This is a genomic window from Anabaena lutea FACHB-196 (genome assembly GCF_014698305.1).
Classification (GTDB): Bacteria; Cyanobacteriota; Cyanobacteriia; order Cyanobacteriales; family Nostocaceae; genus Anabaena; species Anabaena lutea.
The window spans coordinates 1-22,889 of the sequence record NZ_JACJST010000002.1; the positions used below are offsets into that span (position 1 = coordinate 1).

General features: G+C 38.6%; 24 protein-coding genes. 16 read left to right on the plus strand and 8 right to left on the minus strand.

Features of this window, described 5'->3' with window-relative positions:
* Positions 1–121 precede the first annotated feature (121 nt).
* From H6G59_RS02245 to H6G59_RS02270, 7 genes are all read left to right on the plus strand, one after another.
* Entirely contained in the window at positions 122–451 is a 330-nt protein-coding gene (locus H6G59_RS02245) for a helix-turn-helix domain-containing protein (RefSeq protein WP_190711555.1), read from the plus strand.
* Between the two features lie 70 nt (positions 452–521).
* Positions 522–782 (plus strand): BrnT family toxin, encoded by a 261-nt coding sequence (locus tag H6G59_RS02250; protein ID WP_190711556.1) that lies wholly within the window; start codon positions 522–524, stop codon positions 780–782.
* Entirely contained in the window at positions 772–1,005 is a 234-nt protein-coding gene (brnA, locus tag H6G59_RS02255; protein WP_190711557.1) for a type II toxin-antitoxin system BrnA family antitoxin, read from the plus strand. The genes H6G59_RS02250 and brnA overlap by 11 nt, the downstream gene beginning before the upstream one ends.
* 325 nt (positions 1,006–1,330) lie before the next feature.
* Positions 1,331–3,712: a phosphoketolase family protein gene (locus H6G59_RS02260; RefSeq protein WP_190711558.1), complete on the plus strand. Its 2,382-nt coding sequence runs from the start codon at positions 1,331–1,333 to the stop codon at positions 3,710–3,712.
* 129 nt (positions 3,713–3,841) lie between these two features.
* Positions 3,842–4,360 (plus strand): DUF29 family protein, encoded by a 519-nt coding sequence (locus tag H6G59_RS02265; RefSeq protein ID WP_190711559.1) that lies wholly within the window; start codon positions 3,842–3,844, stop codon positions 4,358–4,360.
* 6 nt (positions 4,361–4,366) lie between these two features.
* Positions 4,367–4,495: a hypothetical protein gene (locus H6G59_RS27560; RefSeq protein WP_277924619.1), complete on the plus strand. Its 129-nt coding sequence runs from the start codon at positions 4,367–4,369 to the stop codon at positions 4,493–4,495.
* Positions 4,496–4,561: 66 nt separating this feature from the next.
* On the plus strand, positions 4,562–8,140 hold the full coding sequence (locus H6G59_RS02270) for a WD40 domain-containing protein (protein ID WP_190711560.1): 3,579 nt from the start codon (positions 4,562–4,564) through the stop codon (positions 8,138–8,140).
* A 140-nt stretch (positions 8,141–8,280) separates the two neighbouring features.
* On the opposite strand, the gene H6G59_RS02275 is transcribed toward H6G59_RS02270, so the two are convergent.
* From H6G59_RS02275 to H6G59_RS02290, 4 genes are all read right to left on the minus strand, one after another.
* Positions 8,281–8,811, minus strand: a complete 531-nt coding sequence (locus H6G59_RS02275; RefSeq protein ID WP_190711561.1) for a lecithin retinol acyltransferase family protein — start codon at positions 8,809–8,811, stop codon at positions 8,281–8,283.
* A gap of 238 nt (positions 8,812–9,049) precedes the next feature.
* Positions 9,050–9,757, minus strand: a complete 708-nt coding sequence (locus H6G59_RS02280; RefSeq protein ID WP_190711562.1) for a hypothetical protein — start codon at positions 9,755–9,757, stop codon at positions 9,050–9,052.
* Positions 9,758–9,933: 176 nt separating this feature from the next.
* On the minus strand, positions 9,934–10,395 hold the full coding sequence (locus H6G59_RS02285; RefSeq protein WP_190711563.1) for a hypothetical protein: 462 nt from the start codon (positions 10,393–10,395) through the stop codon (positions 9,934–9,936).
* Between the two features lie 298 nt (positions 10,396–10,693).
* Positions 10,694–10,837, minus strand: coding sequence for a hypothetical protein (locus H6G59_RS02290; protein ID WP_190711564.1), 144 nt, complete (start codon positions 10,835–10,837; stop codon positions 10,694–10,696).
* A gap of 212 nt (positions 10,838–11,049) precedes the next feature.
* On the opposite strand from H6G59_RS02290, the gene H6G59_RS02295 reads away from it, so the two are divergent.
* The 9 genes from H6G59_RS02295 (at position 11,050) to H6G59_RS02335 (ending at position 17,473) form a co-directional block, all read left to right on the plus strand.
* Positions 11,050–11,322 carry a hypothetical protein gene (locus H6G59_RS02295; RefSeq protein ID WP_127054576.1) on the plus strand — a complete coding sequence of 91 codons (273 nt, stop codon included), beginning with the start codon at positions 11,050–11,052 and terminating at the stop codon, positions 11,320–11,322.
* On the plus strand, positions 11,319–11,687 hold the full coding sequence (locus H6G59_RS02300; RefSeq protein ID WP_127054577.1) for a clan AA aspartic protease: 369 nt from the start codon (positions 11,319–11,321) through the stop codon (positions 11,685–11,687). The genes H6G59_RS02295 and H6G59_RS02300 overlap by 4 nt, the downstream gene beginning before the upstream one ends.
* Positions 11,688–11,847: 160 nt before the next feature.
* A complete protein-coding gene (locus tag H6G59_RS02305; protein ID WP_242038759.1) occupies positions 11,848–12,207 on the plus strand; it encodes a hypothetical protein in 360 nt (119 codons plus the stop codon).
* Positions 12,204–12,611: an HNH endonuclease gene (locus H6G59_RS02310; RefSeq protein WP_190711565.1), complete on the plus strand. Its 408-nt coding sequence runs from the start codon at positions 12,204–12,206 to the stop codon at positions 12,609–12,611. The genes H6G59_RS02305 and H6G59_RS02310 overlap by 4 nt, the downstream gene beginning before the upstream one ends.
* Positions 12,612–12,701: 90 nt before the next feature.
* On the plus strand, positions 12,702–13,124 hold the full coding sequence (locus H6G59_RS02315) for a putative toxin-antitoxin system toxin component, PIN family (RefSeq protein WP_190711566.1): 423 nt from the start codon (positions 12,702–12,704) through the stop codon (positions 13,122–13,124).
* Between the two features lie 6 nt (positions 13,125–13,130).
* Positions 13,131–13,349: a toxin-antitoxin system HicB family antitoxin gene (locus H6G59_RS02320; protein WP_190711567.1), complete on the plus strand. Its 219-nt coding sequence runs from the start codon at positions 13,131–13,133 to the stop codon at positions 13,347–13,349.
* Positions 13,350–13,680: 331 nt separating this feature from the next.
* Entirely contained in the window at positions 13,681–14,706 is a 1,026-nt protein-coding gene (gene gap / locus H6G59_RS02325) for a type I glyceraldehyde-3-phosphate dehydrogenase (protein WP_190711568.1), read from the plus strand.
* Between the two features lie 165 nt (positions 14,707–14,871).
* Positions 14,872–16,302, plus strand: coding sequence for a pyruvate kinase (pyk, locus tag H6G59_RS02330; RefSeq protein ID WP_190711569.1), 1,431 nt, complete (start codon positions 14,872–14,874; stop codon positions 16,300–16,302).
* A 169-nt stretch (positions 16,303–16,471) separates the two neighbouring features.
* Positions 16,472–17,473, plus strand: coding sequence for a transaldolase (locus H6G59_RS02335; protein ID WP_190711570.1), 1,002 nt, complete (start codon positions 16,472–16,474; stop codon positions 17,471–17,473).
* Positions 17,474–17,579: 106 nt separating this feature from the next.
* Here H6G59_RS02335 and H6G59_RS02340 read toward each other — a convergent pair whose 3' ends face one another.
* The 4 genes from H6G59_RS02340 to H6G59_RS02355 all read right to left on the minus strand — a co-directional run bounded on the left by H6G59_RS02340 (position 17,580) and on the right by H6G59_RS02355 (position 22,783).
* On the minus strand, positions 17,580–20,021 hold the full coding sequence (locus tag H6G59_RS02340; protein WP_190711571.1) for an ABC transporter substrate-binding protein: 2,442 nt from the start codon (positions 20,019–20,021) through the stop codon (positions 17,580–17,582).
* A 27-nt stretch (positions 20,022–20,048) separates the two neighbouring features.
* Complete coding sequence (locus H6G59_RS02345; RefSeq protein WP_190711572.1) at positions 20,049–21,170, minus strand: DUF1822 family protein; 1,122 nt, start codon at positions 21,168–21,170, stop codon at positions 20,049–20,051.
* Positions 21,171–21,176: 6 nt separating this feature from the next.
* Positions 21,177–21,842: a sigma-70 family RNA polymerase sigma factor gene (locus H6G59_RS02350; protein ID WP_190711573.1), complete on the minus strand. Its 666-nt coding sequence runs from the start codon at positions 21,840–21,842 to the stop codon at positions 21,177–21,179.
* 83 nt (positions 21,843–21,925) lie between these two features.
* The gene (locus H6G59_RS02355) at positions 21,926–22,783 is read right to left on the minus strand and encodes a DUF2207 domain-containing protein (RefSeq protein ID WP_190711574.1); all 858 of its coding nucleotides are present in this window, start codon (positions 22,781–22,783) and stop codon (positions 21,926–21,928) included.
* Positions 22,784–22,889 lie beyond the last annotated feature (106 nt).

Here is a 22,889-nt window from a genome sequence, read left to right on the forward strand (position 1 = left end):
CTTTTGCTGTCATGTCAAGTAAAATTTTTCTCTGCTTCCTGCTGCTTATCTTGTTTCTTTTGTCAAGTTCATACTATACCAAATTAGATGAGCTTACCCTGTAATTAATTTTACAAGGTTTATGTTAGATTATACAATCAGTTCTGGCAATATCTTTCAAGATTTAGGTTTTGCGAATGCAGAAGAAAAACTAGCCAAAGTTAAATTAGCTTCTGTCATTGCTGATATTTTAGAACAGCAACAAATTACACCACAACAAGCTGCACAAATTTTAGGCTTAGAACTTGAACAAATCAATAATTTAAGCAATGGTATTCTCAAAGAATTTACCATTGAAAATTTATTAACTTACTTAATACAATTAGGACAAAATATAGAAATAATGGTAACAAATCAACAAACAGAAAAATCTCAACCTAAAATTAATGTTGTTTATCAGACAATAGCCTAATATTATTAATATAATTCCGTGTCAGTATTGCTAGTTGAACCAGTAATTTTTGATGTTAGGGTTTTAAGTTATGGAATTTGAATTTGATCCTAACAAAAGTGCCACAAATAAAACTAAACATAACATTGATTTTATTGAAGCACAAAAACTTTGGACAGATCCAAATCGTCTAGAAATACCCGCACGCACAACCGATGAAACTAGATTTTTAGTAATTGGTAAAATAGCTGATAAACATTGGTCAGCAGTCATTACCTATCGGAGTGATAAAATAAGGATTATTTCTGTTTGTCGTTCTCGTACTGAAGAGGTAAATATTTATGAAAGCTGAAGAATTTGATACTAAATTTGATAATGATGAAGATATAACTGAGTTTTTAGACCTATCTCAAGCACGTCGTCCCGGTTATGCAAAAAAAAGAGTTAATATTGATTTTCCTGTGTGGATGATAGAAGCATTAGAACAAGAAGCAAAACGTTTAGGTGTAACTTCTGATTCTATTATTAAATTATGGCTGGCTGAACGCCTTGATAAAAAGGTGAGAACTGGTTAGTTAAATTTAACATGAGTCCCAAACTACTATCATACAATTAGATAAACCCATAGAATAGAGGTCAAATTCATCATGGAACAAATTAGGTTGGCGAAAACGTAAACAATATCAAAGAATTCAACATTTAGGCTATTCATTAACATTAGATAATTGGCGGTTATTAGAAAACTTATCTTAATTCCTCTCTCTGCGACTCTGCGACTCTGCGTGAAATAAAAAAAATCTGTAACATCCCACCGAAAAAACTAATCACAGGTAAGATGACACAGAGTCAGCAAATCAATACACTGACGCCAATCGTGCAAATACCATTTTGGAGTTTAAAATGACCATTACCAGCACTCCACAAATAAAGCCATTATCAGATACAGAATTACAGAAAATCAACGCCTACTGGCGTGCAGCCAATTATCTCTCAGTCGGACAAATATACCTCCTCGACAACCCTCTACTGAGAGAACCACTCAAACAAGAACACGTCAAACCCCGACTATTAGGACATTGGGGAACTACCCCAGGACTCAACTTTATTTACGCCCACCTCAACCGAGTCATTAAAAAGTACGATTTAAGTACAATTTACATAGCAGGCCCCGGACATGGTGGCCCCGGACTCGTCGCCAACACTTACTTAGAAGGAACTTATAGCGAATATTACCCTAACATCTCCCAAGATGCTGGAGGGATGCAAAAACTGTTCAAACAATTCTCCTTCCCTGGTGGTATTCCTAGCCACGTCGCCCCAGAAACCCCCGGTTCTATTCATGAAGGAGGAGAATTAGGTTATGCATTAGTTCACGCCTTTGGTGCGGCTTTTGATAACCCTGATTTAATTGTCGCTGCGGTTGTCGGAGACGGAGAAGCGGAAACCGGTGCATTAGCTACCAGTTGGCATTCTAACAAATTCCTCAACCCTGTTACTGATGGTGCGGTTTTACCAATTCTGCATTTAAATGGATACAAAATTGCGAATCCTACAGTATTAGCACGGATACCCCACGATGAACTAGAAAGCCTATTTATTGGCTATGGCTATAAACCTTACTTTGTGGAAGGTTCCGACCCGGCTGAAGTTCACCAAAAAATGGCAGCAGTATTAGATACCATCATTCCCGAAATTCAAGGTATCCAAAGAGAAGCACGGGTACATGGTTTCAAAGAAAGACCGCAATGGCCGATGATTATTTTGCGGACTCCTAAAGGTTGGACGGGTCCGAAGGAAGTTGACGGGAAGAAAACAGAAGACTATTGGCGATCGCACCAAGTCCCTTTTAGTGATATAGCTGGTAAACCGGAACATCTGCAACTTCTAGAAGATTGGATGAAGAGTTACAAACCAGAAGAACTCTTTGATGTTAACGGTACACTAATTCCCGAACTCGCAGAACTAGCGCCCCAAGGACATCGCCGCATGGGTGATAATCCCCACGCCAACGGAGGTATTTTGCTGCGTGACTTGATTATGCCCGAATTTGAAGATTATGCTGTACCTGTTCCTTCTCCTGGGAAAGCGATCGCAGAAGCGACTAAAGTTAGTGGTAAGTTCCTGCGGGATATCATGAAACTCAACCAGGAAAGCCGCAACTTCCGCGTCTTTGGCCCCGACGAAACCGCATCAAATCGCATCGACCCCGTATTAGAAGTCACAGACCGTACTTGGGTTGCCGAAACTCTCCCCGAAGACGACCATTTATCACCCAACGGTCGAGTCATGGAAATCCTCAGTGAAACCAATTGTCAAGGCTGGTTAGAAGGATATCTGCTTACAGGTCGTCATGGTTTCTTCTCCTGTTATGAAGCATTTATTCATATCATTGATTCCATGTTCAACCAACACGCCAAATGGTTGAAAACAACTCGTGAAATTCCCTGGAGAAGACCAATTGCATCTTTAAATTATCTGCTTACTTCCCACGTTTGGCGACAAGACCACAATGGTTTCTCTCACCAAGATCCTGGTTTTATTGATCATGTAATGAACAAAAAAGCCGAAATTGTGCGCGTCTATTTACCACCTGATGCTAATACTTTGCTATCTGTTACTGACCATTGTTTAAGAAGTCGTCATTATGTCAATGTTATTGTTGCCGGCAAGCAACCTGCACTACAATATTTAGACATGGATTCCGCAATTAAACATTGCACCAAAGGCTTAGGTATTTGGGAATGGGCTAGTAGTGATTTAGATGGAGAAACAGATGTAGTCATGGCCTGTGCTGGGGATATTCCTACTTTGGAAACTTTAGCAGCAGTAGATATTTTGCGTCAGCACTTCCCAGATTTAAAAGTGCGGGTAGTGAACGTAGTTAATTTGATGAAACTACAGCCACAAAGTGAACATCCCCACGGTTTAAGCAGCAAAGATTTTGATATTATTTTCACAACCGATAAACCGATTATCTTTGCGTTTCATGGTTATCCTTGGTTAATTCATCGTCTCACTTATCGTCATACTAACCACAAAAATCTTCATGTCCGTGGTTATAAGGAAGAAGGAACAACAACGACACCTTTTGATATGGTGGTGATGAATGATTTAGATAGATTCCACTTAGTTATGGATGTCATTGATCGTGTACCAAAATTAGGTTATAAAGCAGCTTATGTGAAGCAAAAACTGCAAGATAAGTTGATTGAACATAAGCATTATATCGAGACTCACGGCGAAGATATGCCAGAAATCCGCGATTGGAAGTGGACTTATTAGGATGAGAAGGTGGGGACGTTGCCTGAAACGTCTCTACTTTTTTTGAGGGGAAATTTAGGGAAATATTTAAACGCAGAGGAACGCGGAGTTTTTGTTATATTATAATTAGTCGGGTTGGAGGTTATAAAAATGACACAGGAATTAATAGATCTTAGAAATAGTATTTTGCAAGGACGTTATACCGATGCTTTGGCTATTGTTGACGAATTAGAGGGAATGAGTAGACAAGCTATTTTACGGAATATTGAATCATTTTTGAAAGTTATGTTAATTCATTTGATTAAAAATCAAATAGAACAAAAATTAACAAATTCTTGGACTGCTTCTATTCGCAATTCCCTCCGAGAAATTAAAAAAATGAATTTGCAAGATAACAAAACCTCTTATTACGTAAAAATAGATGAATGGGACTTAATATTAGAAGATGAATTTGAAGAAGCTATTCGTGATGCAAGTGTAGAAGTATTAAATGGAATTTATAATGAATTTCAATTGGCGGAAATGGTAGATAAAAACCAGATAATTTCCACTGCTTTTAAATTTATAGAATTGACTTATGCACATTCTATTAAGGAGTTACCAGCCGCTATTGCTCAACTTTTAATTCAATTACCTGGTGGTGAAGATTGGAAGTTAGGCAAAAGGTAATCGAATATGACGCAGGAATTAACAGACCGCAGAAATAGTATTTTACAAGGACGTTATACCGATGCTTTGGCTATTGTTGGTGAGTTAGAGGGGATGAGTAAACAAGCTATTTTACGCCATTTGGCAGAATTTTGAATGTATCGTTAGAATACCCCAGTATCGTTTAGTTACGACGCATCTACTCCGTTTTAGGTAACGTTGATGAGACAACAACCAAGCAGACGTAGGCGGGGTGTAATCCTCACCCTCAAAGGCTGGGATAAATTTCAAGCTGCCAAAACTCAAGCCGAGTTTGACGAAAATGGTGGAGATAGTTTCTCTTTAGAAGAACTTAGTTATCGCACTCGTTTAGCTCTACACACTATATCTAGAATTTTGGCACGCTTGGAACCTGTAGATAAAAGTTCCTTGCAGTTTGCCTTCGCTGCCTTTGGTTTGGAGTTATCTCAAAGAGATTATACCCGGCCTACCTCGACCTTAGAAAAACTGGAAACTCGACAAGCAAACCCACAGTATGATTGGCAAGAAGCACCGGATGTATCTGTGTTTTTTGGTCGCAGTGAAGAATTATTGCAGCTACGACAGTGGATATTAGAAGAACGGTGTCGTTTAGTTGGACTGCTGGGAATTGGCGGTATTGGTAAAAGCACTTTAGCGGTGAAGTTGGGGCGGCAAATTCAAAGCGAATTTGAGGTAGTGGTGTGGCGCAGCCTGCAAAATGCACCACCAGTAGAGGAGCAAATAACCAACATCCTGCAATCTTTGCTGTCGGCGTTGCAAAAGGAGATGGTGATACCCGAAAGCTTTGATGGCAAACTAGCAAAGCTGATGGAATGTTTGCAATCAAACCGATGTCTGCTGATTTTAGACAATGTAGAGACAATTCTCGCTGGTGGTCAAGCAGGGCAATGTCGTCCTGGTTATGAGGGATACGGTCAATTACTGAAGCGCGTTGGGGAAGTACCCCATATTAGTTGCCTTCTGTTCACTTCCAGAGAAAAACCTAGAGAAATGGTACCGTTAGAAGGGGAAAGAGCAGGAGTGCGATCGTTCCCATTAAAGGGATTAAATCCTACCGAGGGACAACAGTTATTCCAGCAAAAAGGACAATTCACGGGTACAGAACAACAATGGCAAGTACTCATCGAGCATTACGGGGGTAATCCCTTAGCGCTCAAGATAGTAGCAGCCGGAACCCAAGAGCTTTTCGACGGTAGAATTGCCCCGGTTTTAGAGTGTGTGGAACATGGGATACTAATTTTTGAGGACATTGGCGACTTATTAGAACGGCAGTTCTATAATTTGTCAGCAGTACAAGAGGAAGTAATGTATTGGCTGGCAATTAATCGAGAGCCTGTATCCATTGCCGAGTTAGTTGCTGATATAGTGACATCTTCTTCTAAACGTCTCGTACCTTCAGCAATTAAATCTCTATTACAAAGATCATTAATTGAAAAAACCGGCGAGCATTTCTTTCTACAACCAGTCGTGATGGCATATACGACACAGCGATTGGTTAAACAAGTTTGTCAACAATTAGTAGGGGAAAAGTCTGTCCGTTTAGGCTTATTCCAAACCCATGCTTTAATCAAAGCAACAGCCAAAGACTATATCCGGGAGACACAAAAGCAATTAATTGTACAACCCTTGCTGGAGCAATTGTTGTTAGACATAGGCTCTCAACAACAGCTGGTAATTTTGTTGCAGGATGTATTGGAGCAGCAAAGACATCAAGCTGCAATATTAACTGGGTATGCAGGGGGCAATGTTCTCAACTTGTTAACGCATTTGCAAATAAATTTACAGGGGTATGACTTCTCAAATTTGAACATTAGGCAAGCTGACTTACAGCGTGTAAATTTAGCTGGAGTTAATTTCCAACATACTGCTTTTGATCAGTCTGTATTTGCTGCAAGCTTGAAGAGTATTTTTTCACTTGCCTTGAGTCCAGATGGAAAACTATTAGCTACAGGTGATATGGATGGGCAAATTCATTTATGGCAAATCGCAGATGGAAAAAACTTGTTGACATTGAAAGGACATGAAGGGATTATTTGGACAGTCGCCTTTAGTCCAGATGGAAAAACTTTAGCAAGTGGTAGTTTTGATGGATTAATTAAATTGTGGGATACACAAACAGGAAACTTTCTAAAAACTTTCGATGAACACACAGGGATAGTATGGTCTGTCAGCTTTAGTCCCGATGGTCGAACTTTAGCAAGTGGTAGTCAAGACAATTCAATTCGTTTGTGGGATATCCATTTAGGTAAATGTCTCAAAATATTGCAAAGTCATAATAGTTGGGTGTTTTCAGTTAGTTTTAATCCAGATGGTTCTATCCTAGCCAGTGGTAGTCAAGATTCCGATATTCGCTTGTGGGATATCAATAAAGGTATCTGTATAAAAACTCTGTCAGGTCATGATGATAGGGTATGCTCAGTTCGTTTTAGTCCAGATGGTAAAACTCTTGCCAGTGGTAGTAGTGACCACTCTGTTCGGTTATGGGATGTGAGTGAAGGTACTTGCATCAGAACATTTGATGGTCATAAAAATTGGGTGTGGTCAGTTTGCTTTAGTTCAGATGGTCAAACCATAGCTACAAGTGGTAATGACTCCAGTATCAGGTTGTGGAATGTGCAGCAAGGTACGTGCGTTAAAATTTTACACGGACATACCAGTGAAGTGTACTCAGTTATTTTTAGTCCAGATGATCACATTTTATTTAGTGCTGGTAGAGATTCTCAGTTGCGCTTTTGGGATGTAAGTAAAGGTGTGTGTGTAAGAACTTTACAGGGTCATTCCAGTGGGGCGCAATTTGTCAGTTTTCACCCTGATGATAGTCTGTTGGCAACTGGTAGTTGTGATGGTTTAGTTCAGCTATGGGATGTTGAATCTGGGTACTCTACTAAAACTTTACCAGGTCATGCAGATTGGGTATGGTCAGTTAGCTTTAGTCCCGATGGTAATATTTTAGCAAGTTGCAGTGATGACACCAGCATTAAGCTATGGGATGTTATTTCTGGTGATTGTATTACAACTTTATATGGTCATAGCGGTGGAGTAACATCAGTTAGCTTTAGTCCAGATGGTCAAACGTTGGTTAGTGCCAGTAGGGACGCGAGCGTGAAGTTGTGGGATATTCACAAGCATAAATGTATAAAAACACTAGAAGGTCACACAGGTGAAATCTGGTCAGTGAGTTTTAGTCCAGATGGTAATACTTTAGCTACAGCTAGTCAGGACTGCTTGGTTAAGTTGTGGGATGTGGGTGAAGGTAAATGTATAACAACTCTGTCTGGTAACACTGATGCAGTCTGGTCAGTGAGTTTTAGTGCAGATGGTAAAATACTTGCTAGTGGTGGTATTGATGGCTCAATTCGATTATGGGATACCAGTAACTCTACTTGCGTAAAAGTGTTGCCAGGACATACTTCTACCGTCTGGTCATTGAGTTTTAGTCCAGATAGTTGTATCTTGGCATCCGCGAGTTCTGATCAAACAATTCGCCTATGGGATATCAGTGATTTTACTTGTTTAAAGGTGCTGGATACTTATAGTAGTGGAGTATGTTCTATTTCCTTTAATTCTGTTGGTAATATCTTGGTTCATGCTAGTCAAGATGGGGGAATTAAATTTTGGGATATGGAAACTTTTGAGTATATGAAAACTCTGAAGGTTGATCGCCTTTATGAAGGGATGAATATCAGGGGGGTGACTGGGTTAACAGCAGCACAGCGATCGGCTTTGTTGGCTTTGGGGGCGGTGGAGGGTTTGGGGTAGGGTTTTGGGAGAGTTGGGAAGAGGGCGATCGCTTCTTTGATAAAGTTGGGAAGAGAGCGATCGCCTTAACTAAAGATCTGGAGATTATTTACGTTATCAAATCATATTTGGTAAATCACTTACTATTAAGCACCAATTTTTTATTCCAGATCGTAATCTGTTGAACCCATCAATAACTCTGTTGCTAAATGCCCACTTGTACATCCAACAGCCATAGCAATTCCCATTCCAACAATTACGGGAACACCAAGCGGTAGAAATGCTCCTGTTAGTACACCACCTCCCAAGTTTCCAAGAAGATAAATAACATTATTAACTTGCCCTGAAATAGTTTTACCCGTTTTGCACCAATGGGCAAAGTGTTCACAGTTATTTCCAAAGAGATTGTATTCTGGTTCACCTAGTTTGCTTATAGCTCTTTCAATGACTGTTTCAGGTGCAAAGCAAGCATTTTTTTTATACGGAAAAATATATATTTCCCGGTTTTGAGCAAACTTGTGGAAGGCAAGCCCTCTAATTTGTCCCCTTTTATTTTTACCTTCATAATGAATCACAACTTGTTTGTATTGTCTATTTCTATAAGATATATCACCACAGTAAATAGCATGATGATAGTGAGTGTGACTAAAATACCCAATATGATCGCCTGGTTGAATAGGTATAGATTCCATAATTTAATAATTCCTTCTATGTTTAAGTTTTTTGCATACTATAGTGATCCGATTTGATTCATGAATTTTTCATGGAGGCAGGGAATAGGGAAGGAGACTTTCAGTATGTACGGAGTTCTGTTCAAAATTCAAATAGGAGTCCTATATATCAACTCATACTTAAACATCAAAAATATTGCTGATGCTGTCTATCATTTATTCTACATTTGATTCAATGTCTGTAGATGTTCTATTGTTTTTACCAGTCATCATTAAACACAGAATCAATAAATGATACAATTGCTTCTGTGTTTTTTTCTAAACTTTCTGCTATTTCCTCACACCCTAGTTCAATAACTTGAAATGTTTCTTCTAAAAAACTATCACCCAATTGCAATAGTACTTCCAGGAAATTGGGAGTTTTATCACCTGGAGAAACAGGACAGGTATTTTTAATACTTTCTATATGCCTTACATTCCCATTTTCCTCTAGAAATAACCGTATTCTCCAGTGATATTTTCCTGTATGTGGATTATAAATTCCTATCTTATGAGAGTTATCTGGCAGATTATCTGGAAGAAAATCAATACTGAAATCAATTCCAAAATCTGTAATATAATCTGCATTATATATTTTGTAAGAAAGTTCCTCTACGTATTCAAAATTCCATGTATTAAGCTCTCCATTTGGATATGAATTATTAAAAATGATGTCAATATGTGCAGTAAACCAATTATAAGCGTCTACCGCAACTCTCTCAATTTTCCGTAGTCCGAAGTGTTTCTCATCATCATGAGGATATGTTTCTTCAGGATAAAGTGTAGCAAATACATAACTATTCTTTTCAACTAATTTCATGTTAATGGAATAATCACGAGAATCCTGTTTTAGATGTCCTTTAATTACTAAATTCCCGCCAACTTCATTGTTACCAACAGCAGATTGATTTGTGTTATTTTTATTCATATACTAACTTCCATCTCTTAGTAACATCACGATAAAAGTTCACATATTGGAGGCACATAATGCCTCCAAACTAGATATAGTGAACTGGTAGGTTCTATTGGAGGTATGGCAATTTCAAAGAAAAAATGCGTTTTTAGTTTTAACTCCAGTTGAGATAAAATAGAATAATTGTGGCTTTAACTTTTTTGAGTTAAACCTTTCACAATAATCTCTCCAGTAATTTTGTTATTATTGATAGCTTCTTGTGTAGTCCGACCATTCCCTTGAGCTTCTTGAATTAAGTTTTCTGCCTCTATCCTAGTTGCTTCATTAGCACTGAGAATTTTTTGAAACACCCCTTCATTTTTTTCTTTTAGTTGCTCTACTAATTCCTTAAGTTGATTAGCAAACTTTTCATCAGAATCCATCTGTTTTTGTAATTTCTTTTGAAAATCTGCCTTATTCTCTTCATTAGGGTCATTTTCCGCTTCTATCAGTACGCCTTCCAATTTTGCTTCTTTAAATTTGTTGCGAATGGTGTCTGCCAGTTTAGTAAATGTCTCTGTAACACCTTTACCAAAGTTTTTTCCACCTTCTTTGATTGCCTCTGAGAAAAATAAAGAGACAACTACTGCCGCAGTTAGAGGTTCTACTACCATAAAATACACCTTCAAGAAAGTTTTGTAAGACTTACTCCCAATCAGCACTAAAATAAATAGTGGTTCTTGTAGTTTGGGCTATTTATTTGTACAGTGTGATGTAGTTGTTACATATTCTAGTTTGCGTACTTTCCTCTATTTATTCAAGGCAACTTTAGCAAGTTAATTTCAACTTAAGGTTTTTATAAAAAACGAGAGTGATCGCATCACCCCATCATCAAAAGTGCGATCGCCCACACCAACCCTATCATCAGCAGTGCGATCGCTTATTTGACATAATTGCTGAGAATGCGATCGCTTATTTCAACCTCATCATCACAAGTGTGATCGCTGATTTGAGATAGTTGCCCAGAGAGCGATCGCCCACATTAACCTCATCATCAAAAGTGCGATCGCCGACATCAATCCCATCAGCAAAACTGCGATCGCTTATTTTACACATTGGCTAAGAATGCGATCGCTTATTTCAACCCCATCAGCAAAACTGCGATCGCTCATTTGACATAGTTGCTCAGAATGCGATCGCTTGATTTCGTTACTTTGCAGATGGCACTTGCAACAGTTTACGGTTGAGATTACCTGCTAACATAGAGTTGCCCATCGTCACCATTAGAGATGCTGATGAAGTTCTGATTTACCTGAGAGGTTTTGTATATGCCTTACCCTAAATTAAGTGACGAGGAAATTATCCAACGCGGTAAAGAACTATACCAAATGCATATTCGTCCCCAAGTTGAGATAACAGAGAATATTGGTAAACTGATCTCCATTAATGTTGAAACCGGTGAATATGAGATAGGCGACGATCTGATAGTAACAAGCCGTCGTTTGCAAGCTAAACAGGCTGATGCGGCAATTTGGGCAGAAAGAATTGGCTATGATGCCGTGTATGCTGTTGGTGGTTCATTAGTTAGGACTATGCAGTGATACACGGAATGGTTGTTGGACTTCAAGCACGAATGAGTGTTTTGGTTTGTTCAGAAGGAAATTCAGATGTAGAAATCGAGTTCGTTGTCGATACAGGTTTTGAAGGTTTCCTCACCTTACCATCCAATATGGTTGCAGAACTTGGCTTGCCTTACATTGCTAAGATTCAAGCGAATCTCGCCGATAACTCCAAGGTGGCGACAAATGCTTATGCAATAAAAATTATATGGAACGGTATTGAGCGTGATGTTGTAGTGCTGGCGATGGGTCGTCGTCCCCTGCTGGGAACGGCACTACTTGAAGATTATCACCTCAGCATAGATTTCTGTGAAGGTGGTACTGTTTTGGTTGATGAAATTTTGTAACCTCCTCTAAAAAAGAGGTATTAGCGATCGCTCACATCACCCCATCACCAAAAGTGCGATCGCAGTAACTAGCCATACACGATACCTATAAAATTCAACTAATAGATTGATTTGTAGCTAGACTTAAGCTAGTAGATAAATTTAAAAACAACAGAGCTAGATGATGCAAATCACTGTTGAAGTATCTGAGGAACTAGGACAGCAATTACAGCAGTTCCAAGACCGCTTACAAGAGATAGTAGAACGCGGTTTACAAGAGTTATTGAGCGAAAAGTCTGGCAATTTTCTCGATGAAAAACAGATTATTGCGTTGCTGGCTAGTCAGCCTACACCAGAACAAATTTTGGGAATCAGACCCTCACCGGAATTTCAGACTCGTGTAAGCGATTTGCTCTCACAAAGTAAAGCAGGAACGCTTTCAGCCAAAAGTGAAGCTGAACTAGAACGCTATCTGACCATAGAACATCTTGTCCGTATGGCAAAAGCTCATGTTTTCGAGCAATTACGCCAAAACCCATGACTTATGTATCAGCCCAGTTGCGGAAACTGGTAATTGAACGAGCGAACCAAAGGTGTGAGTACTGTTTATTTCCTCAGAGTGCTGCATTATTTAGCTTTGAGATGGAACATATTATTGCCGAAAAACATAGTGGTACTACTGAAGCAGAAAATTTAGCTCTCGCTTGCCCATACTGTAATCGTGCAAAGGGTACTGATTTGGGGTCAATCGATCCTGAAACGGGTAAACTAACACCCTTTTTCAATCCCAGGACTCAAAAATGGAGCGACCATTTTCAGCTGAATGGAGCAGAGATTGCAGCATTGACAGCAATTGGACGAGTAACTGTTGCAATTCTCCAATTTAATCAATCGGAGCGTTTAGAAGAACGAAGCAGATTAATTTGGGCAGAGCAGTATTCTTAGGTTTATGCGATCGCTTCGCTATCGCTGTGCCAGTTGCGTAAGTCCTGTTAGTTATGAATTTCATGACAGCGTATATGCTATCGTAGATGCATGGCGATTAAAATTGTAGTTGATACCAGCGTTTTTATTAGTGCGCTGATTAGCTCTAAAGGTTCTAGTAGAGAACTAATCCGACGCTGTTTGCAAAGAGAATATCAGCCTTTGATGGGAAATGCTTTATTTTTGGAGTATGAGTCAGTTATTCATCGCTCACAAATTATCGCCAAATGCCCTTTAACTACTGAAGAAATTTCTGCTTTACTTGCATCATTCGTGAGCATAAATCAATGGGTTTATATCTATTACTTATGGCGACCTAATTTAAAAGACGAAGGTGACAATCACTTAATTGAATTAGCAGTTGCCGGAAATGCTCAAATTATTGCCACTCATAATGTCAAAGATTTCCAAAATGCTGAATTGTTATTTCCTAACTTATCAATATTAAGACCCGAAGAAATTATTAGGAGTTAAACAAAAATGGCAACTTTAACTATTCGTTTACCAGATGATAAGCATAATAGATTGAAAGAACTTGCTCAAGCCAAAGGTATCAGTGTCAATAAATTGATTGAAGAACTTTCTACCATAGCTCTAGCAGAATTTGATGCCCACACAAGATTTAAAGCAATGGCTGCAACTGGTAACCCAGAGGAAGGATTAAGAATACTGGATAAACTTGATACTCTGACAGAATAGAGCTTGTTGAGCAATTATGCAAACACTAACCGGAGGCGATCGCCCACATCCACCCCATTACCAAAAGTGCGATACCGAATAGCCTGTCGTAGACATCGCTTATTTGACACAGTTACTCAGAGGCGTTGGAAATTAGATAAAAGGTGAAATATTAACACAGATACACAGATAGTTAAACTGAGTATTCAATCAATGATTAATAACTAAACCTTAAAATATGCCAGCTAAATCAGCTTTATGCCTTTTGTGACTGTAACGATTAGCTAAGTCAGATTAGAATTAACCCGGCCAATCATCCTTGGTTGCAGTTCCAAAAACAGGAGGTTTAATTTTGACGAAGTTGAAAGTTGGTATTAATGGATTCGGTCGGATTGGACGACTTGTGCTTCGTGCTGGTCTTACTAACCCCTACATTGAATTTGTGGGAATTAATGATTTAGTACCACCAGATAATCTTGCTTATCTCTTAAAGTACGACTCTACACACGGTAAATTAAAGAGCAAGATAGAAGCGAAGGAAGATGGAATGGTCATTGATGGTCGTTTTATCCCTTGTGTGTCAGTGCGAAATCCAGCGGAATTGCCTTGGGCTAAATTAGGTGTAGATTATGTTGTGGAATCTACAGGACTTTTCACAGATTACGCTGGTGCAGAAAACCATCTCAAAGCAGGTGCAAAGCGGGTAATACTTTCTGCACCTACAAAAGAACCAGACAAGGTTAAAACATTGTTGATGGGTGTAAATCATCATCTGTTTGACCCTGCAAAGGATTTAATTGTTTCCAATGCAAGTTGCACTACAAATTGTTTGGCTCCTATTGCTAAAGTTATTAATGATAACTTCGGTTTAACTGAAGGACTGATGACTACAGTCCACGCGACAACAGCCACCCAACCCACGGTAGATGGCCCCAGTAAAAAAGACTGGCGCGGTGGAAGAGGTGCGGCTCAAAATATTATTCCCTCTGCTACAGGGGCTGCTAAAGCGGTGGCTTTGGTGTTACCAGAGTTGAAAGGTAAGTTAACTGGTATGGCTTTCCGAGTTCCTACACCCGATGTCTCGGTGGTTGACTTGACTTTCAAAACTGCTAAAGCTACCAGTTACAAAGAAATCTGTGCAGCGATGAAGAAAGCTGCTGAAGGTACATTGGTAGGTGTTTTAGGTTACACCGATGAAGAGGTGGTATCCACTGATTTTCAAGGTGATGCCCACTCTAGCATTTTCGATGCTGGTGCAGGAATTGAACTTAATTCCAACTTCTTCAAAGTTGTTTCCTGGTATGACAACGAGTGGGGTTATTCCAATCGTGTTGTTGATTTGATGTTGTCAATGGCACGGAAGGAAGGGTTGATTTAGATGACAGGGAACAGGGAACAGGGAATAGGCAAGAGTTAGAAGGTTATTCTCCCCATCTCCCCATCTCCCCATCCTCCCATCCCCGCGTCTGTCCATTTGTATCAATCTTAAAGTGAAACGGGCTTAACGGGGTGCGCTACTTTACCGTTACTCCCTATTTTTGTTATGCGTCGAACTAAAATTATCTGTACTGTTGGCCCTGCTACTTCTGCACCTGAGAAGCTACAAGCTTTGGTAGAAGCAGGAATGAATGTGGCACGGTTGAATTTTTCTCATGGGGCTTATGAAGCCCATGCTGAAACTTTTCACCATCTAAGACGCATTAGTAGCGAGTTACAAAGACCGATCGCTATTATGCAAGATTTATGTGGTCCGAAAATCCGTCTGGGTAAGTTACCACCGGAAGGATTGATGCTGGAATCTGGTAGCGAAGTGACCTTTTTGTTGCAAGAAAAGGGTGAAACTATTGATGAATTACCGCTACCGCTTCCGACTTTGTTCGCTATGGTGCGTCCTGGTGAACCAATTTTAATCAATGATGGTCGGGTGAAACTGACTGTGACGAGTCGTGATGCTGATAAAATTCGCGCTCATGTCAATATTGGAGGTTTGGTTTCGACTCATAAGGGTGTGAATTTACCCGCAACTCCTTTACCTGTGAGTTCGATTACAGAAAAGGATTTAATGGATTTGCGGTTTGGGATTCAGTTAGGTGTAGACTGGGTTGCAGTTTCTTTTGTGCGATCGCCTCAAGACCTCGAACCCGCTAAAAGAATGATTGAAGCTGCTGGTGCAAAAATTCGCCTCATTGCCAAAATCGAACGCGCAGAAGCTGTACAAGAGCTAGATTCTATTCTCGAAGTTGCTGACGCAATTATGATTGCTCGTGGTGATTTGGGTGTAGAAGTACCTATCCACCAAGTACCTCTCATTCAAAAGGACATTACTCGTCGCTGTAATCAAGCTGGTAAGCCGGTCATTACCGCTACCCAAATGCTAGAGTCGATGATTAGCGCCCCAGATCCCACCCGCGCAGAAGCTACCGACGTTGCTAACTCTATTTTAGATGGTACGGATGCCGTCATGCTCTCTGGAGAAACAGCTGTGGGAGAATATCCCATTGCTGCTGTGCAGATGATGCACAATATAGCTGTGGAAACAGAAAAGGCTATCAAACCGGGTAGTAGACATTCCTGGAATCATGAAGCTGGTTGTCTGAGCGTTACCGAATCTGTAGCACAAGCAGTTTGTCGGATTGCTTATGAAACCGGTTCTAAAGCAATTCTCTGTAACACCACTTCCGGGAATACAGCCAGACTGATTTCTAAATATCGTCCTCTGACTCCGATTATTACTCTTACCTCGGAGGCTATTGCTTACCGTCAGTTAGCACTATCTTGGGGTGTGGAACCTTTACTGATTCCACCTGTACATAGTGCGGAAGAAATGTTTATGAAAGTCGTCAACAGCGTTGTGGAAGGGGGTTTTGCTGAGGACGGTGATAAAGTGGTCATTACCTCTGGTATCCCAGTTGGTCAATCAGGAACAACTAGTTTAATTAAAGTGCATTCGATTGGACAGCCAATTACGGCATGAGGCATCTAAAATGGGGCTGAGGAAGAAAGCAGTTTCTACCTTACTTAACCGGCTTTCATTAGGCAATCGTTAAGAAAAATTGCCAGAATCGGAATTTTGTGGAAGATCAAAGAGTTTAAATAATTGGGGATTGGGTAAATCCTAAACCAAAAAAATCACGGAGTATGTTATGCCTAAGAATTTACTGGAACAATTGCGGGCAGTAACCGTAGTAGTAGCGGATACCGGCGATATCCAATCTATCGACAAGTTCAAGCCCCAAGATGCTACCACCAATCCCTCACTGATTACAGCTGCGGCACAAATGCCGGAATATCAAGAAATTGTTGATCAAACTTTACTCAAAGCTAAAAAAGATGCAGGTGCAGGTGCTACCCAATCAGAGGTAGTTTCTCTAGCTTTTGACCGTTTGGCGGTATCCTTTGGATTGAAAATTTTGCAAATTATCCCTGGTCGGGTGTCTACTGAAGTTGATGCACGGTTATCCTATGATACAGAAGCTACTATAGCTAAAGCACGGGATTTGATTGCTCAATATAAAGCTGCTGGTGTTGCTAAAGAGCGGGTTTTGATTAAAATTGCTGCTACTTGGGAAGGTATCAAAGCGGCGGAAGTTTTGGAAAAAGAAGGTATTCACTGTAATCTAACTTTACTATTTGGTCTTCACCAAGCGATCGCTTGTGCTGAAGCTGGTATCACTCTCATTTCTCCTTTCGTCGGTCGCATTCTTGACTGGTACAAGAAAGATACCGGACGGGACAACTACCCCGCAGCGGAAGATCCAGGTGTATTGTCAGTCACCAAAATCTATAACTACTACAAGAAATTCGGTTACAAAACTGAAGTTATGGGAGCCAGCTTCCGTAACATCGGCGAAATTACTGAACTGGCTGGTTGTGATTTATTAACCATTTCTCCTGGTTTGTTAACAGAACTGCAAAACACTGAAGCCGAATTACCACGCAAACTTGACCCCGCAAAGGTAACAGGTTTGTCAATAGAAAAAATCTCTGTTGATAAAGCTACCTTCGACAAGATGCACGCCTCTGACCGGATGGCATCTGATAAACTTGCAGAAGGTATTGATGGTTTTACTAAGGCTTTGATTTCTTTAGAACAACTACTAGCAGAGCGTTTGGCTCGTCTTGAAAGTCAAAAGGTGACAGCGTAATCATTTGAGATAATTGAGCTACCTTTAACCTCTTTAGGGTTTTGTTCAGAAAATAAATTATCTAATCTTATGGGATGGGCATCTTGCCCGTCCTTTCACCAATTACCTATTTTGCTACAAAGTTGTAACCAGTGGGTGTACTGGAATCTGGTTGTATTTGGACTAAAACAGCTTTACCGATTCTATCACCCGTGCGATCGCCCCATGATAAAAATCTAATTGTCCCTGTAACACCTGGAAAAGAGAAATTATTACTTAAAGCTTGTTGAATATCTATTCTCCTACTACCCTTTTTTTGGATAGCAATAGCCACTGTTTTAGTAGCATCAAAAGCCATAGCTGTACGCCAAGTAATTAAGTTTTGTTCACCCCAAAGCCTATTTGCATTTTGTACAAATTCCTGATTATACAAAACATCAATTTTCCAAGGTACTGCCATAATCATACCATTAACTGCATCACCAGCAGCAAGAGTTTTTTTGGTTTCTAAACTGGGGTTTCCTAATAATAAAAACTTGCCTTGATTGCTTTTAGCGAGTTCAATAGCTTGATTAATTCTGTCAACTTGAGGATTAAGCAGAATAGTACTTACATTTTGCTCAATTGCACTTTGAATAATCTTCTCACTTTGGAAGTTATCAGCAGCAAAATCGCACTTAATATCATTAATTAACTCCAACTTTCTCGTATTCATGGCATTAACAAAAACTTGTTCAAAAGACTGATCTGCGGCTTTAGAATCACTACAAATTAAAATCTTAATTTTTCCAGTTTTTTTCGCATATTCAGCCAAAGCTTCCGCAGTTGCAGTGAAACTAATTACAGTTCTATAAATATAATTACCATTAGTTCGGTCTTGACGGTCAGTTAATTTTGTAGAACTACTAGTTGGTGAAATCATCACCAATTTTCCAGCCTGATATATATTAGAAGCTGGTAGACTAGCATCACTACTATTATGACCAACTACCGCTAAAATATCTGCATTGTTTACAAATTTTTGAGCAACTTGTTGAGCAATTTCTGGGTTATTATCATCATTGGCAATTTGTACTTGTAAAAACTTACCATTCACCCCACCATCATTATTTATCTCTTGTTGAGCTAGTGCAACTCCTCGGAGAATTTCTTGCGCTACCGGAGGATTACTACCTATCGGTACAGCCACACCAATTTTAATTACTTCTTTATTACTAATCTTCGCATTTTCTAAATATATTCTCGCTTCTGGATCATTGGGATACTCTTGTAAATAAGTAGTAAATTTTTTAATAGCTTGATTGTAATTTTTCCACCAAAATGCTTTTATAGCTTTTTCCTTATCTAAATTAATCACCGAACTAAATAATATTTTCTCTCCATAACTAAACCGATTTTGCAATTTAATTTCCTTTAAACTCAACCATAAAACAGCACCCATTATTACTAATAACATCGTAGCTATAACTGACTGTAAAGCGATCTTTTGTAAATTGCAAGGTTGGGGATATTTAAGTAATGCTGCGGCTGGATTTTGAAAAATTACAGGTATCCAAGAAGCACAAGGATATTGATTTTCTAACTCTTCCTGTAAACGCACACGCGCTTGTTGAACAGAAGTATATAAAGACTCACCAGATGCAAAAACTGTGAGAAAATATTCTAGAAAATGTTGAGCGACAATATCCGGGACAGGTTCTCGCATCACAATTGTATAAGGAATTCTCAAATCAGCTAAATTGCGTGCTAATCCTAAACCATCGCAAGAATTAAAGATTGCTAATTTCAATCCTTTTTTTACAGCATATCCCAGAGAATGACGCAACTGTAAAAGTGATAAACTTTCATTATCATTAATTTGAATTTCTCCCCAACTATCACCTTCTTGACTAGAACTATGTCCAGCAAAAAATAAAATATCCCAAGATTGATGCCATAATTTATTTACTATTTCTTGACGTGAAGGTTGCAGCAAAGGTTCAATAATAGCACCTGGTAATTTTGCTGTCAATGCTTGTAAATCTGGTTGAAGATCAATTCCTTCACTGTTTCCTAAAATAGCCAGAATTTTCACTGGACTTTTTAATTTAATTTTCGATGGTTTATACTCTGAACTAATCACAACCTCTGGTTGAATATGACTGGTATGAAATATCTCCCATAAATGCCAAGGAAGTCTTCTTAACAGTGAATCCTGTGTTTCTAAAATAAAGCGGACATTATCCCATTCACCGATTTTTTGTAAAAATTGCCTTTCTAATTTTCTTACAGATGGTTGATTTAACCAATCATGAAAACTAGATTGGAATTTTTGAGCAGCAGCATCACAAACTTCTGTAGTAGATACATTAGTTATTTGCGTTTGCGGAACAGTAATTAACCAATTCCCAGGTAACTTATAATAAGCTGATTGCCATTCATAATAAGTTTGAGGAATTTCTAAATCTGCTGGAAATCTACCAGAAATTTCCGCAAAATGAGGTTTACCGTCTTCCCTAATTCTGATTTTGACAGGAAATCCTTTTTCAAAACTACCTTCCCCAATCTCGAATATTACCAGCTTACCCACTGTTGTTACCTTAATTGATTCGTCTGATTAAATGACAAACTTTTCTGTAATGGTTGCATTATTTAGAGTAACCCGAATTTGGAATTTTTCACCTAGTTCAGCACAAAATTTTAATTGAATGTAATTATCTCTTTGTTGTCTAGCTTGCACTTCTAAAAAAGGCTGTCCATTTTCATATAATCCTGACAATAGTAAATCTGCTGGTAAATAAGTCTGATTACCCATTGGATATACCCGCAAAAGCACAGCAAAACTTTTATCTAATTTGGGTAAAATAGCCACCATTAAAGCCACAGGATTTCCTGCTAACTGCATTCCTAAATCCATAATTCGTCTAGCAGTAATTACAGGATGATTTGGTGCTATTGTCCATAAAACTTCTGCTAGAGTCCAACGAATTTCTTCATCATTGCTAGTTTGTAAAAGATGAACAAGAATATCTGTTACTTCTACATCTAAATTAGGTAATAATGTTGATGGTAAGATTTTTTCCCAACTGCGCTGAGGATATAATTGTTCAATAACTTGCCAAACTTTTTTGGGTGTGTCTATTTCAAACCCCCGCACTTTTAAAGAACGAAAGGCTAATTGTGGACTTTTTTGTAAAGCTAATTCCTCAATACTTTCCCATTGGGATGTATATATTCCTTCTAACCATTGTCTTAATTGCACACCTGAAAAATCATGGTAATGTTCTATGAAAAGTTCTAATGTTTGTAACTGTTCTAGATTTATTTCGGTTGTATTAACTTCGGGTAAAAATCCTCTAATTTTACCTTCTTGGCAGGTTTGATTAATTTCTACCACCACATAACCAAAACGATGATGCCAAACTTCAGGAGGAATATAACAAATTTCTTCTCCTGTTCTGATATATCTACATTCTAAATGTCCAATTCCAGTTAATAATAAATCCGCCACATCTCCACCCATTCTTCCCCAACAGTCCCAACTATAACTAGCTTCTATTGCGGTAGAAATATCTAACATTTGCAAGTAATTATTTACAACTTGCACAGCTAAAGTATTCAGATATACTAGTTTAGCTTTTTCTTGAGTTGGTTGTTCTTGGGCAAATTTTAAGGCTGTATCTCGGAACTTTGCAGAAATAGGAATAGAAATGCTTTGCTGTTCAGTAGGATAATTCATAACGTACTATATATCAAAATAACCTTCGCTATCAAAATAAGCTTGGGATTTACCAAAATTGAGGAGACGGGGAAAGCACTGACGTTGATAGAAATTGCTCAGAGTTGCTACAGGTATAGCAAACTCTTTAGATAAATCTATCCAAGGTGTTTCCGGTGGTAAACGACGGGCAATTAAAACGTAACAATTAACATCAGGACGATCTCTTATATGAATACGTTGTAGTTCTAGAGAATTTGTTTTTAACCATTCGTTAATTTCATTTAATATTGGTCTTGGTTCGGGTGGTGCAGGAATTAAATTTGTAGGATCTATTTGTTGTTCATTGTCTTCTAGGAATAAATTTAATTTATTTTTTTGTTCATAATAATTAATTCGTTTATCTTGTAAACGATAACTTAAGTAATTATTAATCCAAGTGATAATGCTACTTTTTTCAGGATTATAAGATTCTTTTGCGGTAGTCGCTTCACAAAGATTTCGGCAAAAAAACCACCAAGTTTCCTGCAAAGCTTCTTCTGCATCAGGTATACCAACTCCGCGCAATAATTTACCTGTTTGTTGAATCAGTAAAATAATCTGATTGAGTCCTTTTTGACGGGCAAGACTACCGCTAGGATGTTGACAGGTTTCTTGAATAAGTTGGAGGATTTTTGCTTCTAATTCATCCATTTGATTAGGTTATTTTTAATCGTGATACATAATACCATTTTTTTGAGATTGCTATAAATCTAGAAATCATATACATCTGTACATCATTTACCGATAATGCTGCTTATTATCATGATTGCCATAACAATCACCATAGCAATATATTGTATTATGAAAAAAACAATCTGCACAACAACCATCAGTATAAATAAACCTATAACAATGGCTAATGGCGCAAGCAAAATCATCATAATTATCCGAAACAAAAAGCTTATAATGTTCCAGAAGTTACCTTGTTGCCAATTAGGTTTAGTGATATTGAGAATGTTGCTAGGAAATGTAATCTGAATTTCTAAGTTTTCTTGTGGTTGAATAGGCTGAGTAGCAACAAACTCGAATGTTTTCGGATTTACTTGACGGGCTGTAGCCGCAGTGCCAAAATTTTTAAATTCCAAGACTTTACCAGATAACGCTTCCGGTAATTGTACTTGCACATTTGCTGCTTGAACTGGGGCTTTGCGATCTGCAAAAATCGCTTTCCAGTAAACCTGAGTATTATCATTATTAATTTGTAACCCACCAACTACACGATATTTTAAAACAAATATATGTGTTTCTAGTGGTTTTAATTGATGTTGCCAACGAATCCAAAATTGATTATTTTCAATTCCGGTTTCACTAGGAATAATTTGATTATTTTCTTCAACCGTCACATCCTTAATTTCATCAAATTTATCCAAACGAATATAGCGATATCTTTGGGTGGAGTAATCAGATTTGAATACATACTTTTGCGTTTCTGTTATTAACATATCTCCGTTCGATTGCACGTCGATGTTAACATTGATATAGTCCCAATAAAATGGCAATTCCTGAGCAACAGCATGGGTAAATGTAATCAGAACTGTCATTAATACAGCTATTAAAGAAAACCCAATTCTTCTCATCAAAAATTTATTCATATTTTCCTTTTCTCTGCGTTCTTTGCGCTACGCCAGTTGCTATAAGTCGGCAGAGCCGCCCAACGCACTGGCTCCTCTGCGTGAGACAAAAATCAATAGCCTAGAA